We start from the raw sequence: 14,468 nt of genomic DNA on the forward strand, positions 1-14,468 counted from the left end.
GATGAACTAATCTACAGCATCATCGAGCCTTTGGTGCTCGAATTAGAATGCCGGAATGACAGCACCTTTGTACTCTTCTTCGATAAAGGTCTTCACGTCCTCGGAAGTCAGCGCTTTGGCCAATTTTTGAATGGCGTCGGAGTCCTTGTTGTCCGGGCGAGCTACCAGCAGGTTGGCATAAGGGTTCTCTTTGTCTTCGATAAAGAGTGCATCCTTTGTTGGGTCCAGTCCCGCTTCAAGCGCGTAGTTCGTGTTGATGACAGCCAGATCCAGCTCATCCAGCATACGCGGCAGCATGGCGGCTTCAACTTCCTTGAACTCCAGGTTCTTCGGATTTTCCACGATATCCTTAGCGGTAGCTTCCAGCTTGGTTTCATCTTGCAGCTTAATTACGCCATTCTTGGACAGCAGAGTCAACGCACGGCCTGCATTCGAAGGATCATTCGGGATCGCCACAACCGCTCCATCCTTCAGCTCATCCGCAGATTTAATGGTTTTGGAGTAAGCACCCAGCGGCTCCACATGCACCGCGATCACGGATTCAAGATTCAATTTACGCTCTTTGATTTCGTTATCCAGGTAAGGCTTGTGCTGGAAGAAATTCGCGTCGATTTCTTTGGAGTCCACTTGCGTATTTGGCAGAACATAATCCGTGAATTCCACGATTTCCAGGTTCACGCCCTCTTTTTCAAGCGCTGGTTTAACATGCTCCAAAATTTTGGCGTGAGGTGAAGGCGAAGCGCCTACTTTCAAGGTTACGGTCTCTTGAGCGCCGCCTCCTGTTGTTCCCCCTGGCTCAGCTGCTTTATCCGCAGGCTTGCCGCCGCACGCAGCCAGCACCGTAACCAATGTCAAGCTGATCAATGCCAATGTCCATTTTTTCATTCTAAAAACGCTCCCTCCGAAAATATATTATTTTTTATATTGTCTTCCTTGATGCCTCATCCATCCCGTTATTTTCTTGTAAAATGTCGGACCAGACGATCTCCTGCCATTTGCAGCAGCTGTACCAGCACTATCATTAATACGACGGCCAGAATCATGATCTCGGTCTCATAACGGTAATAGCCATACTTGATGGCCAAATCTCCTAAACCGCCGCCACCGACTTGACCGGACATCGCGGTATAAGATACCAGGGTTACAATCGTGATGGTCATCCCCGCCAGCAGGCCCGGACGTGCCTCCGGGAGGAGAACCCTCCATACGATTTGGCTTGTCGAGGAGCCCATGGCATGAGCCGCCTCAATCACGCCTTTATCCACTTCATTTAAAGCCGTTTCTACGAGCCTAGCGAAGAATGGCGCAGCGCCGATCACGAGCGGCGGAATGGTTCCCAGCACGCCGTACGAAACACCTACGAGCGACTTCGTAATCGGGATCATTGCAACGATCAGAATAATGAACGGAACCGAACGCAGGATGTTCACAATGAACGACAGGATCGTGTAACCGAAGCGCACCAAACCGGATGTAGATCTTGCAGCCATGTAGAGCAGCACGCCAACCGGCAGTCCGATGATGAAACTGAACAATGCCGAAGCCCCCAGCATCCGAAGGGTATCCAATGTTGCCGTCCATATCTCTTTCCAGTCGATCTGGGTAAAATCAAGCCCGAACATTAATGAATCACCTCCACGTCTAATCCTTGTTCCAGCAGCTTCCGGATCGTATCTTCTATGGCACGCTCTTCCCCTTCGAAACGGACGATGAGCTGGCCATACGGCGTTTCTTTGATCGTGGAGATCGTGCCCTGCAGAATTGCAAAATTCACGCCCGTCTCATGAACGGTATGGGACAGAATCGATTCGTACGTTTTCGATCCAAGGAACGTAATCTGCACCGCCCTCGAAGGTCCGTTCGCCTGGCCCTGAATGGCCAGCCGCAGCGCTTCGCCGCTGTCCATCTCCTGGCGGATAAATTCCTGGGTCACTTCATGCTTCGGCTTCAGGAACACTTCCGTTACCGGCCCTTGCTCCACAATGCCGCCCTGATGAATGACGGCGACCCGGTCGCATATGCTCTGAATCACATGCATCTCATGGGTAATCAGCACGATCGTCAGATGAAACTTTTTATTAATGTCCAGCAGCAGGCGCAGGATCGAATCGGTCGTCTGCGGGTCAAGCGCCGAAGTGGCCTCGTCGCACAGCAGCACTTCGGGATCGCTTGCGAGCGCTCTGGCTATGCCGACCCGCTGCTTCTGCCCGCCTGATAGCTGGGACGGGTATTTGTCCCGATGTGCCTCCAAGCCGACCAAAGCCAACAGTTCGGATACCTTGCGTTCCATTTCAGCCTTTGGTGTCTTGATCAGACGCAGCGGAAACGCAATGTTATCGTACACCGTCGCGGAAGATAACAAGTTAAAGTGCTGAAAAATCATGCCGATTTTGCGGCGTTCCGTCTGAAGCTGCTTCTTGCCAAGCGACGTTAAGTTCTTACCGTTCACCCACACCTCGCCCGAGGTGGGACGCTCCAACAAATTGATACAACGGATCAATGTACTTTTACCTGCACCGGAGTGTCCGATGACTCCGAAGATTTCTCCTTTTTCAATCGACAAATCCAATTCGGACAACGCAGTGGTTAAGGTTCCGGCTTTTCCGTACTGCTTCGTCAATTGCTTGAGCTCAATCAATCCGATAATCCTCCTTTTTCCGTAGCTTCATATCTATTTACCCAAAAGAAAAGAGCCTCTTTTTGTAGAATCAAAAAGGGCCCTCTTTACGTAAAAGTCAACGCCTTTTCTCATCTGTCAAAGCCAAGGGATATCCTGTAGCTTTGAAGGAATTAGCACCATGTCACTCCAAGCGTCACTGCGTTAAGCAATTACACGCTGGAGTCGGTTGCCGGGCTTCATCGGGCCTGTCCCTCCGCCTCTCTCGATAAGAAAACATCGATATGAAATTTTTCCGATTAATTTGATCTGATTTAATAACATTTAATGAATGCAATAGTTAGTATAGATTCTTTTCAGGTTTTTGTCAAAAGGAATTTCATGGCGATTTTGTGCCTAAGCCCTGACTCCATTTTTCCCCCAAAGCTCGTTCGTATATTTATAAGAGGCCGCCAGACTCCGGCATACCATATCGACACCTTGTTTGAGATCGTCCAGGTGCTGATCGATATCCTCCAGCTCGATCTTGTCCGACAGCCCTTGATGACGCTGCCATAAATCATCCTGCATCTCGGAATTCATGTAATGGATTTCGGCGTTGCGCCGTTTCCGAAGTGTGTTCAGCGGCGTTTTGTAACGCTCCTTGATCGCTTCCAGCTCTTTGGCCAGCTCTCCGTGGGCCTTCAGGAATTTAAACTGCCGCAGGACCGTAAAATATGAGAAATGCGCCTTCACCTTAGAGGTATGAAGATCGTACAAATCGTTCAGCACCGTCCCCAGCTTATCAAGGATCGAGAATACGCGTATGAAGCTGTTTTTGTAAAAATACACATATCGTTGATATTCCCCTTGCTCCTGAATCGACATGTCATCGATGTAACCCGATTTGACCGATTGACTGAAATGCCTTGCCGCATTCCAGCTCTGTTCCAGCTCATCCAGGGAAACGATCAACCCCCGGGTCCAAATCTCAAGCTTGCGAAAGTCATGCGTCGGATCCTGATTTTTCTCCATTTCCTTCTGCAGCAGCCGGGTTGTTTGGACCATCGATTCGATGGCTTCCTCAAGCAGTCCGTTATTGTGTCGGGGCTGTTCCCCAAGTAACATTCGAAGCATGGCGGTACCCCCTCGCGTCATCAAATTAATCTTGGTTCTTCTTGGACCGCTATTTGTCAAAATAGTGATTCCACCGCGTTTAACCGTCTTCACGATATCCTCACGCGGGAATAACTCATTCAGGTATCCCGATTTCATTCGTGCATTCATGACCAGAGGATTGTTCTTATAGGATGCCCCCGAAACGGCCAGACAACCCACAGAATGGGGCGACTTTCAGATATCCCCCAGGATATCGCCTTCGTCAATCTTAATAAATATAAACTAATCCGTTGCGGGATCAAACCTTTTCAATACTGCTTCCAGCGTCTCCTTGATATCGGACAGGTCGAGCGGAAGTTTTGGCTATCATCCACTTCCCTCCTCACTATACAACAAAGCCCTCGAACGCTGGTTCGGGGACTTTGCATAAACGATGTTGCCTTAAATTCGATCCTTTTCGTTTAATGATTTTCGCTTCTTTTTTATACAATCTTTTCACGAGACATGCTATGATCCGGCCGCATTTCGGCTTTAACCGGCTTGCTGAGCTGCCATACCCTGACACTTAAATAACAGAGTACGCCGAATAAGGCCGAGATCAGCAGTGTATGTCCCAGCGCGGAGAATACGTAAACTTCCTCGTTATGCATCGTTGCCATAATGAGGGCACCGCTAAACACTTGCAGCAAGCAGAGCACGGTTGCCGAGATGCCCAGCATCTGTATCTCCCGGTTGTCGCGGTTACGCCAATATGCAAAATGCCCCATCACCGCAACCACGACCAGCAGCAGAAGCGCTGCCACCCGGTGCATAAAGGCGATGCCGACCCCACCGCCCAGCTCCGGGATCACTTCCCCGTTACACAGCGGCCAGCCCGAGCAACCTTCTCTAGAATCGGTGTGGCTGACGAATGCACCAATATAAACGACGATATAGCTATACAGGGTTGTGCCCCAGACTAAATTACGGAAACCCTTGCTTACCCGAGGCAGACGTTCCAAGTCTACGGGCCCCTTCGCCTGTTCTACCCGCCGCATACCCAGAGCCAGCATGACGGAGCTAGCAAAAGCAATCAGCGAGAAGCCAAAATGCAGCGCCATAATCGCAGCCGATTGAGGTTTAACCACCGCAAGCGCACCCATGATCGCCTGCACTACAACGAATACCGAGGTCCCGATAACATAAGCCATCAAATCCCGGCGATCCCGCTTGTACTTCCAGAACGCAATCAGCGAAGCCAGCGCGGCCAACCCCGCCATTCCGCTGACAGCCCGGTGGGAATACTCAATCATGGAGGATACCGTGTAAGCGGGAACAAATTTACCGTTGCACAGCGGCCACTCCTGGCCGCAACCGAGTCCCGAGCCCGTCTTTGTCACAACCATGCCTCCGAACGTCGCGAAGAACATAATTAAGCATGTTATGTAACTCAGCCATTTTAATTGTTTATCATTCACTTATCTCACCTGCTGCTCATAATCATTCACTATTTAAACCTTTACGGGATCGCATCGTACACAGTCCACATTTCATTATACCTGATTCTACCGCTACGGTCACTTGAGCGATTGTGACAAAATGTTCAAAAATGAGAAAAACCTTCATGATACAGGTACTTGACTTCTTCACCCTACCTCTAACTGATATGTAAAACAACACCGCCGCCAGTTATAGATCAAGGCGGCGGTGCTATAGTCACTCTTACTTATGAATCGTACTGTATACGTCCACGGCACGCTGCAGGAAATCTTCAATCTCCTGGCGCGATTTGCGGAGTTTGTTAACGTAGCGAACCAACTCGCGTCCGTCGGAGTATGCAACAAAGCTAGGGATACCCATAATATTTTGCTGCTGACTCACGTCACCGACAGCATCGACGTCAACCTCAACCAGAGTCAATTGGTTTGAGAACTTTGTCTCAACCTCCGGCATGAATGGATCGATAAACTTGCAATCGCCGCACCAGTCTGCTTTAAATACGGCAACAGTCAGTCGCGGAGACTGGATTGCAACCTGAAATTCTGCTTCTGAAGTGATTTTTTCCATTGATTATCTCCCCTTTACGTCGAGTTCCTTCACCCTTAGTGAATCAAAATGTTGAGTGGAAGTCAAATTTTAGAGCATACTGACATTATGATGCTCACAGGCTGGGATTAACCATCAGAAAGTGCAGGTGACCCCCGAATGCACTCGAATGGAGTCAATGATAATAAAAACCGGGGCAAGTATGTATGGTCATGGACGGCAGCTATTCCGCAAGCCCTGACCGAATCATGGTCGGGGATGATCGCATCGTGGCGATTCTCCTTAAAGCTCCGGACAAGCAGAAACGAATTGCATTGGGACTACACAGCCGTTAGAACGATTCGCAGGCAGCTCAAGGATATCCTCTCCTCCCATCCCTATCTGCAGCAGAGCGTTTCCCCGTTTCCGCTCCCTTCCATGCAAGGGTATAGCGATATTCGGATTCATGAGACCGGTCCAGAGGTTCAGCTATCTCCAGAAGAGCAGGAGTTGAGTCATCATATTCAAGAGGCCACAGCTGCAGCCAACCGAAGTAACGTGACCCGTACGCAAGCCTATTGGGACTGCTATGTATCACAACCTGAGCTGCATTGGGCCTTTCTGGCCCACATGGTATCGCGTAATGCCGGGTGGAATATGAGTGATCTGAAGGGTGGATTGATGTCGGATCTTATGAATCCGACATTTAAGAACAACCTGTATCGCTTCCTGGAGCGCTGCAATGCACTGATCTTCCAGGACGCCTATCCCCAGCTGCTGCTCTATATACACAGTCGAAAAAAGGGTAAGCCCCTATTTCATTTGCTCCCCCACTTTCATGTTTCAGCGTTCATGACACCGTTCTGGGAGCAGTTCTGGCAGGATCAGAGCAGTTCGCTGCTTACGGTAGCCCTGATCATTAATGAGCAGAACTATATTGAGGGGCGTGTGGCGAGACACCCTTTTTACCTACAGCATATTCTACAGGATCCCTTCTTTCGGATGCATGAGCTGACCCGGTTGAATCAAATCGTGTTTCCACTGGGTCAAGTCCATCGAACAGAGTCGGGCGAAAGCCCTGCCCAGAAGCCCTTATCCCCAGCCAGGCCGCTGGCCGGACTTACCTTACCCAAGTTTGACGACCTGTCCATTCGGATCAAGGCAGGCCGTTCGCTGTATGCTTTATTGTTTGGGTATGAGGAGATATACCGCGCGGTGCTGGCATTCGCACGATCCACCAAGCATCAGGGATCGCGCGCCGAATATTGGCCGGCCTTATTTACACCGACACTTGAGCAAGCCATGAATCATGGCCACGCGGGATCTGACCTCATCACATCAGAATGGCTGCCCGATGGCCAGCGTCTGTACAGCCCTTATCTTGATGAGATCTGGGAGGATGAGACCCCCGAGCCGATTCCCCGGTACGACTGGTATCAGGGCCCGGCGATGTTTAGGCATATTCGTAAACCGTTACGGCCGCTGCTGCCGGATATCACCCATGCCCATCGGGCCGCTCTGGAGAAAACCTCCATCGTGCATGATGTGTCTGATCAGTTCCATCGGCATTAAAATGGAAAGAGACCGTCCCGATACTACAAGGATGGTCTCCATTCGGTTCTATTCACACGATAAGTGAAACTAAGTATATGTTTTTATCCCCGCTTCCGCATTCGTGCAGGCTGCAGTCTCATAAGCGGACGGAACACTTTCTGCAAAAGGCGCGGGTAACTGCTCAGCTCCGATTGCCGCAATACGCCAAACACCACCAGCAGGACAAGATATATAATGACCACGGCCACGCCTACAACCAGGCAAGTCAGCAGGAAGGCCAACCGTGCCGGCATGATATCAACCATTTGAATACCGGCCAGATTCAGGCCATATCCAATTCCCCCGGCGGCAATCACCGTCAACAAGAAGCCCGTCCAGCGTTTGCCCAGGATGGAGAAGGATACAATCGCTTTAATCGATCTTATATTCAGTATCGTAATAACAAGGAAACAGAGCGCCGTGCTCCCTATGATCCCGTAGATCCCAAAGAACGGGGCAAGCAGGAAGCTGGCTGCAAGCTTGATTGCAACCCCGATCATCACGTGAATCATCGAGAGTTTGGCCTTGCCGATTCCAAGAAGAATGGAATTTGTAGTCATCATCGTGATCTGGAAAATCGTACCGAACGTCAGAAATCCAATAATCCCGCTGCCGCCCAAGGAACTAAACAGCAATCCATTAATGGAATAGGATGCCACGCATAGCGCAATCACCATCGGCATCCCCGTCAATATGGCTATACGCATAGCCAGCGATACTTGCTGTTCCAAATGCTCCTGGTCCTTCTTCGCAAAAGCCGCAGAGATGATCGGAATAAGCGAGGTACTGAGGGCAATGGCTAGAATCGGCGGAATCCCCGCCACGCTTTGAGCCCGGTTCCCAAGCACCGCGAGGGCTGCTGTCGCCTGATCCAAACCAATCTGCCCGATCAACAGCGGCTTCACTATAGAGCTGTCAATGAAGTTAACAGCCGGAACTGCCAGGGAAGACAGCACAATCGGTATGGACAGCGTGAATATATCCCGGTATATCCCGCCAAGCGGAATGGAACGGTCCGCCGCCGGCATCTTGAGCTCACGATCGCTTCGGCGAAGTTTAACCGTGAAGTACAGCATGACTGCAAACGCGCCGATACTGCCGAGTACGCCACCAAAGGAAGCTCCGGCCGCAATCCAGGTATCGTCGTATCCCATCCGCAGCAGCACATAGGCCAAGCCGATGGCTGTCAGAACCCGTGCAATCTGCTCGATGATCTGAGATATGCCGCCAGCTGTCATGTTATTACGTCCCTGGAAGTATCCTCGCATCATCGCGATGGCTGGAAACAGCAGCAGCGCTGGGGCGAGTGCCTGAATGGCCGCGGCTGCCTCCGGCTGCTTAGAAATATGGGTAGCATAATAAGGAGCTCCAAAATATAGCAGCAGCGTCATGACAATACCCGCTACCCCGGCAAAAATAAGTGCAGCATGATAGACACGCCGAGCCTCCGCAGGCTTATTCAAAGCATGACGCTCGGATACCATTTTGCTGAGTGTGCTGGGAATGCCTGCCGTTGCTACCGTTAACAGCATTAAATATACGTTATTGGCGATCGTAAATGAAGCGTCCCCTATATCGTTCAGCATATGTTCCAGCGGCACCCGCTGGACAAGACCCAGCACGCGGGCTACCAGCGCAGCAGCGGCCAAGATGATCGTGCCTTTAATAAATGACTCTTTCTTTGACAAAACCGTACCCTTCTTTCTCCTCCAAAGCGCCTCTTACAGCGATTCCTAAGCGTCTATTAGAAAACCCAAATGAAGAAAATAATAATCATCGCGAGCTGTAAAATAATCTTCACCACAATGCTGCTGAACAAGCCAATGACCGATCCGAAACCAACCTTCATGGATTTGCTTGGTCCCGAGCCTGCCAGCATTTCACCCAGAAATGCCCCAAGGAATGGTCCAATTATCAATCCAAAAGCGGGAATAACGAACGGTCCGATAATCAGTCCGATCGTGCTGCCCCATATCGAGGCTTTGGAACCGCCGAGCTTCTTAACACCCCAGGCGTTAACCGCATAATCGGCAATGAAGAGCACCACCAGAATGATCGTCTGAATAATCCAGAACCATGCATTGTAATGCTCAAATGTAAAGAACCAGCCGTAAACAAACAGCGCCAGGTAAATGGCGATAACCCCCGGCAGAATAGGGTAAATCGCCCCGGCCATCCCAATGATAAACAGAGCGATGACAATAATCCAGCCCAATATGTCCATCAACATCTCACCCTTCGATCAAAATATGATCCCTGATGACCTCAACGATGCCGTCCTCATTGTTGCTGGAAACCACAAGGTCCGCTTCATCCTTAACCGTCTGCTGGGCATTGCCCATAGCCACGCCGAGTCCGGCCTGCTGAATCACAGCCAGGTCGTTCAGGCTGTCACCTACGGCTACGACTTCGGACATGCTAATTCCGAGCAGCTCGCACACCTGTCCGATTCCGGTCGCTTTGTTAACGCCCTGCGGATTGATTTCCAGGTTATCCGGCGAGGAGTTCGTGATCTCCAGTCCTCCCATATCCTGCAGGCGCATCAGAATGTTGTGGCGTACCTCATGATCATTCGTGTTGTAACCAAACTTCAGCCACTCCTGATTCGCGACATCGCCGATCCAATTCTCAGAGTTATATAATCTTTCTACTGAATACGCCCAGAACCATGACCCGGTTTCAATGGCTAGTGCGTGCATTTCCTCCACGAGCTTGCTGTCGAGCAGCGCCCGGCGGTGCAATTCATATGGCGCACGCCATACCTCGCCGCCGTTCACCGTTACCATCGGTGTCGTCAGTTCAAGCTGTTTGGCATACGGATAGGCATCCTGAAACGGACGACCTGTCGAGAGGCAGACGTGAATGCCGTGCCGTACAGCTTCCTTGATCCACTTCACCGTTTCCTCCGACACCTCATGATCGTCCCGCAGCAGCGTACCGTCCATATCCAGTGCCAACAACCGATATTTATATTTCATGGTATTAACCCCCTTACGAATCATCAGCAAACATAACGACATTTTACCACAAAAGGCAGGGTGTCAAAACATCCCCCCATGAATAGCAGCCACCTAACAGGCCAAAACTGAGATAAAGCCTAGCCACAATGAGAATTTCCCCACGCGCTCGAACCAATCACACGACCCTTGAAATAAATAAGCGATGTGAAAGAAAGAATATGACTTCCTTTGTGCTACGATATTTACTGAAAACAACCCTGAAAGGAGTCATAAAATCATATGTCCAAACCTAATGAGAACCCCGTCGTGACGGCAGAGATGCTCATTCGAAGACCGGTAGCCCAGGTATTCGAGGCTTTCATCGACCCTGAGATTACAACCAAGTTCTGGTTTACCAAAAGCAGCGGCAGGCTTGAGGAAGGCCGTCATATCCGCTGGGATTGGGAGATGTATGGGGTACATGATGACGTGTACGTTCAACATATCGAAGTGAATCGCCGCATCACGATCGAGTCTTCAGACCGGACCCAAACCGAATGGACATTCACGCCACGGGGCGATCATGAGACCTTCGTTGCCATTACCCACTCCGGATTTACAGGCAGTGCGGATGAAATGGTGCAGGGAGCTATCGATTCCATGGGAGGATACACCATGGTGCTCTGCGGCCTCAAAGCGCTGCTGGAGTTTAACGTCGTCCTGAATCTGGTAGCGGACAAAGCCCCTGACGCCCATGTGTAACGGATAAAGAAACGGCAGCCAACCCATTGAGGGCTCTTGGCTGCCGTTTTGTCGCTTCCTATTATTGGTTCGGATTGCTTTCCTCATTCTCACCCCCGGTTTGTTTAGGGTGCGGCGTACCGTCGAGTCCGTAAATTTCGTCATAAGCATCGAAAATTTTGCGGGCAACCGGCGCGGCACTCTGGGAACCGAAGCCTGCTTCCGGTATGACGACGGCGACGGCCAGCTTCGGATTTTGCCGTGGTGCAAAAGCGATGAACACCCCGTTTTCCACCCTGATCCGAGAACCGTTTTTATAAATATCCTGCTCGGATGTTCCTGTTTTCCGTGCAAAATCATATTTAAAATCTTCAAAAGCTCGAAGTCCCTGCGTATTCATCCCTGCAATGACTTCGTTCCAGTACTGCTGTGGGAATTCCTCTTTATTTAATACTTCACGCTTGAATTCCTTGATCACATTGCCGTCCTGATCTACAATCTTGCTCGCAAGCTGCGGCCGAATGCGTTCTCCCCGATTGGCAAGCGTGCTGGCATACTGTGCCAATTGGAGCGTCGTATATTTACCGGACTGTCCGAATGAAGCGTATGCCATGGCAGCCAGATAACTTCCCGCCTGCTCGATATTGGTATACTCGATGATTCCTTTATGCTCCTTCGGCAGACCGGATTCGGTAGATACCCCGAGCCCGAATTTCTTCATGTATCTATCCCATACTTCAACGGATTTGGAGCCGTACTTGTTATACAGTCGTTCCCCGATCCAGTCAACCATAAAGGCGTTGGAGGAGTGCTCAATCGCTTGTCTCGCATTCAGAGATCCGTAGGCTCTACCGCCCGAGTTCCGGACTCTCGTATTATCCTTACCGAAGAATGCTGCACCGCCATCATAATAATAATCGTTCGGCCCGAACAATTTTTCATTAAGTCCAATCAATACTGTCAAAGGCTTCATGGTGGAACCGAGCAGCACGACCGATTCCAGATTGTTGCCGGATCGACCGGAACTATATGGAGAAATCGTTCCGTTGCCATAATACTTCATGACCGTTTCCCAATCATCGCTCCCATTCTCCCATACATTCGGATCATAATCCGGCATGCTGGCCATGGCGACAATATTCCCGGTATCCACCTCCATCGCTACGGCATAACCCGTTTGCGCATTCGGATGCGTTTTACCGGAAACCGTATTGGCGTGAAGCCATTTCAGCTGATCAATGATCGCCTGCTGGGTAACCTTCTGAATATCCTTATGAATCGTCGTATGAATATTGTAGCCCTTCTCCGGGGCAATCATGGTCGGCACCCCGTCCGCCATGTTCTGCGGATTAATCGGAATCCCGATATATCCGTTCTTGCCGCGCAGCTCATCCTGGAACATCATTTCGAGTCCGTCTACACCGACCTTCTCCTGCTCCGTGTAGATAAGTCCCGGATCTTTTTGCTTCTTGTTCTGCTCATCAATCTCTTTATATTTTTCCAGTGTCTTAATTCCGCGGAACTCTTTCAAATAACCAATCGTTTGAACGGCAATTTTATCCTGGTTATATTGACGCTGGCTTTCTTCAACAACCTCTATTCCAGGGTACTCGTTCTTATGCTCCATGAAGTAAGCCACTTCTTTAGTCGAAAGATCTGCCTTAATGCGTCTCGGCTCATAACCCGGCTGCTTGTTAAATTCCAGGTCCATCGCTTTGATCACATCATCCACTGTCAACTTTTCGGCTTTTGGATCACCATATTGTTCGAAGACCTTGACCATTTCCTCGGCCAGCTTTTCGATCTCCGGACGGTTCTTCTTCCCTCGTTCGGATGAACTGTAATCCTTTAACAGCGTTAAATACAGTGCTTGGGAGGGTGTTGAGTATGCAAGCGGCGTACCGGAAGCATCAACGATGCTGCCCCGGATCGGCTGAAGCGGGAAATTTTTAACCTGCCCACCGGTTTCGAGCTCTTTTAGCTCAGGCCCTTCAACGAACTGCAGTATAGCAAGACGTATAATAACGACACAGAATATGATAAAAGTGCTGAAAAAAAATAGATTAACCCGCAAGTTAAACTGACTGCCGGCATCTCGTTCTTCTTGTTTGCGCTTATCCGGCCTAAACCCTTTCACGTATGCTTCTCCCCTTTATCCACAATCACATAAACCCATATTAACATAAACGCCCCCCCACTTCATCTGGAAGGCCCCTCCTACGGGCAAGGGCGAACTTCCCTTGCTCAAAGTCCGCCCTTCTCCGTATCCCAACACATCTATCAAAACACTTGTTCTTTTATATGTGTCTCATTGAAGCGCGGCGGATTAAACCAGTTGCCGCTCTGTGCCCAGGTCGGGTCCAGCGGTATCCATCGCTTCTCTTCGCTCAAGTAAACCTCATTCCAGGCGTGGGGACCATAACCGCCTTGACCATTATATCCCCTGCCAGTTACGACCCGAACTTTCAGATCCTGAGACCGGGCCATCATGGCATACAGCCGAGCATAATCAATGCACACGCCTAACCTTGTTTCGTACGTATCCTGTGGTGTCTGCTCTTTCCATATCCGCTGCTCTTCATACAATGTCACTTTGTCGTGATCATACGCTATTCTGCTGCCAACCCAATCATAGAGCTTTCGGGCTTTCTCTTCATCGGTTGACGCACCTTTCACGATATGGGCTGCCGTCTGCTCAATGCCCTCGGGAATCTTGTGGTCGATGACCTCATACTTCCGCTGAATGATCCCATTCAATTCTTCTTGAACCGATTGGGTAAAGACCGGCAGCTTCTCGCGGACGAGAGAACCCGACAAAGGTTCTATCACAGCCCTTGCTCCCTGCTGATAAACCGGTGAAGCCTCAACGTACCGGCTGAAGCCGTGGTCGGGATTTAGACTGACGTAGATGAATAAGATCGCAATAACAATAATGCTCCGGGCAGCACCCATGATGACGCCAATTCCCGCGCCTGTTAGCCGGCTCAGCAGCGATGCTGACGTATCTTTTCTCGTTCCGAAGAGTCCCAGCCTGCCTCCCATGATCAGGGAAACGAGCAGACGCAGCATAAATACGATAAGGGCGTAGCTTAACATAAACAGCACCGCAAACCGCAGCAGCGGGAAATCCGCCAGCGATTTTACGGCTGTATAATAAATCTGTTCCCAGAAGCGCAGCTCTCGATTCGGTAAACTGGAGGCCGTCCCTAGCCAATCGCCTGCCTTGGGTGATAACCATAATGTAAAAGGTACGGAGATCGCAAGCCCAACCAAGCGCAGCACCGCATCCCCCAGAAAAAAAACAAGCTTCCCGGCTGACCGGGAGGCTCCGCGACTCCATCCCTGCAATAGTGAAAAAGCCACAATCAGCAGCAGCAAGATGGTGATTCCGTTCCCATCGAGCACACTATCCTTCCATGCCGACATCAACGGTATCCCCTCCTCTCCCCATGATGTCTTGTCAACCGATGTAAGCG

At 50.3% G+C, this 14,468-nt stretch carries 13 protein-coding genes and 1 riboswitch; of the genes, 2 read left to right on the forward strand and 11 right to left on the reverse strand.

Going from position 1 to position 14,468, the window contains the following annotated elements; all coding sequences use genetic code 11:
• Positions 1-42: 42 nt before the first annotated feature.
• From MKY48_RS28600 to MKY48_RS28625, 6 genes are all read right to left on the reverse strand, one after another.
• A complete protein-coding gene (locus tag MKY48_RS28600) occupies positions 43-885 on the reverse strand; it encodes a MetQ/NlpA family ABC transporter substrate-binding protein (protein WP_339267983.1) in 843 nt (280 codons plus the stop codon).
• Between the two features lie 68 nt (positions 886-953).
• Positions 954-1,622, reverse strand: coding sequence for a methionine ABC transporter permease (locus MKY48_RS28605; RefSeq protein WP_076324846.1), 669 nt, complete (start codon positions 1,620-1,622; stop codon positions 954-956).
• The gene (locus tag MKY48_RS28610) at positions 1,622-2,638 is read right to left on the reverse strand and encodes a methionine ABC transporter ATP-binding protein (protein WP_076324847.1); all 1,017 of its coding nucleotides are present in this window, start codon (positions 2,636-2,638) and stop codon (positions 1,622-1,624) included. Before MKY48_RS28610 ends, MKY48_RS28605 begins: the two co-directional genes overlap by 1 nt.
• A 107-nt stretch (positions 2,639-2,745) precedes the next feature.
• Positions 2,746-2,892, reverse strand: a riboswitch (SAM riboswitch).
• A 121-nt stretch (positions 2,893-3,013) separates the two neighbouring features.
• Positions 3,014-3,733, reverse strand: coding sequence for a Cthe_2314 family HEPN domain-containing protein (locus MKY48_RS28615; protein WP_339291772.1), 720 nt, complete (start codon positions 3,731-3,733; stop codon positions 3,014-3,016).
• 464 nt (positions 3,734-4,197) lie between these two features.
• Positions 4,198-5,172 carry a COX15/CtaA family protein gene (locus tag MKY48_RS28620; protein ID WP_339267988.1) on the reverse strand — a complete coding sequence of 325 codons (975 nt, stop codon included), beginning with the start codon at positions 5,170-5,172 and terminating at the stop codon, positions 4,198-4,200.
• Positions 5,173-5,416: 244 nt separating this feature from the next.
• A complete protein-coding gene (locus MKY48_RS28625) occupies positions 5,417-5,761 on the reverse strand; it encodes a thioredoxin family protein (protein ID WP_076324850.1) in 345 nt (114 codons plus the stop codon).
• Positions 5,762-5,899: 138 nt separating this feature from the next.
• Here MKY48_RS28625 and MKY48_RS28630 point away from each other — a divergent pair, with 138 nt between their 5' ends.
• The gene (locus MKY48_RS28630) at positions 5,900-7,291 is read left to right on the forward strand and encodes a DUF2515 family protein (RefSeq protein ID WP_339267991.1); all 1,392 of its coding nucleotides are present in this window, start codon (positions 5,900-5,902) and stop codon (positions 7,289-7,291) included.
• 83 nt (positions 7,292-7,374) lie between these two features.
• Here MKY48_RS28630 and MKY48_RS28635 read toward each other — a convergent pair whose 3' ends face one another.
• Genes MKY48_RS28635 through MKY48_RS28645 form a run of 3 tightly spaced genes read right to left on the reverse strand, consistent with a single transcriptional unit; the run spans position 7,375 to position 10,290 of the window.
• Positions 7,375-9,000, reverse strand: a complete 1,626-nt coding sequence (locus tag MKY48_RS28635; protein ID WP_339267993.1) for a polysaccharide biosynthesis protein — start codon at positions 8,998-9,000, stop codon at positions 7,375-7,377.
• Between the two features lie 56 nt (positions 9,001-9,056).
• Entirely contained in the window at positions 9,057-9,536 is a 480-nt protein-coding gene (locus MKY48_RS28640; protein WP_076324907.1) for a DUF456 domain-containing protein, read from the reverse strand.
• Positions 9,537-9,543: 7 nt separating this feature from the next.
• Positions 9,544-10,290, reverse strand: coding sequence for a Cof-type HAD-IIB family hydrolase (locus MKY48_RS28645; protein ID WP_076324853.1), 747 nt, complete (start codon positions 10,288-10,290; stop codon positions 9,544-9,546).
• Positions 10,291-10,551: 261 nt separating this feature from the next.
• Here MKY48_RS28645 and MKY48_RS28650 point away from each other — a divergent pair, with 261 nt between their 5' ends.
• Positions 10,552-11,013 carry an SRPBCC family protein gene (locus MKY48_RS28650; protein ID WP_339291773.1) on the forward strand — a complete coding sequence of 154 codons (462 nt, stop codon included), beginning with the start codon at positions 10,552-10,554 and terminating at the stop codon, positions 11,011-11,013.
• Between the two features lie 61 nt (positions 11,014-11,074).
• On the opposite strand, the gene MKY48_RS28655 is transcribed toward MKY48_RS28650, so the two are convergent.
• Together MKY48_RS28655 and MKY48_RS28660 are read right to left on the reverse strand one after the other, a co-directional pair.
• Positions 11,075-13,129 (reverse strand): penicillin-binding protein 2, encoded by a 2,055-nt coding sequence (locus MKY48_RS28655; RefSeq protein WP_339267999.1) that lies wholly within the window; start codon positions 13,127-13,129, stop codon positions 11,075-11,077.
• Between the two features lie 143 nt (positions 13,130-13,272).
• A complete protein-coding gene (locus tag MKY48_RS28660; RefSeq protein WP_339268001.1) occupies positions 13,273-14,421 on the reverse strand; it encodes a transglutaminase domain-containing protein in 1,149 nt (382 codons plus the stop codon).
• Between the last annotated feature and the right edge of the window lie 47 nt (positions 14,422-14,468).

The organism is Paenibacillus sp. FSL W8-0187, from assembly GCF_037969755.1.
Classification (GTDB): domain Bacteria; phylum Bacillota; class Bacilli; order Paenibacillales; family Paenibacillaceae; genus Paenibacillus_AQ.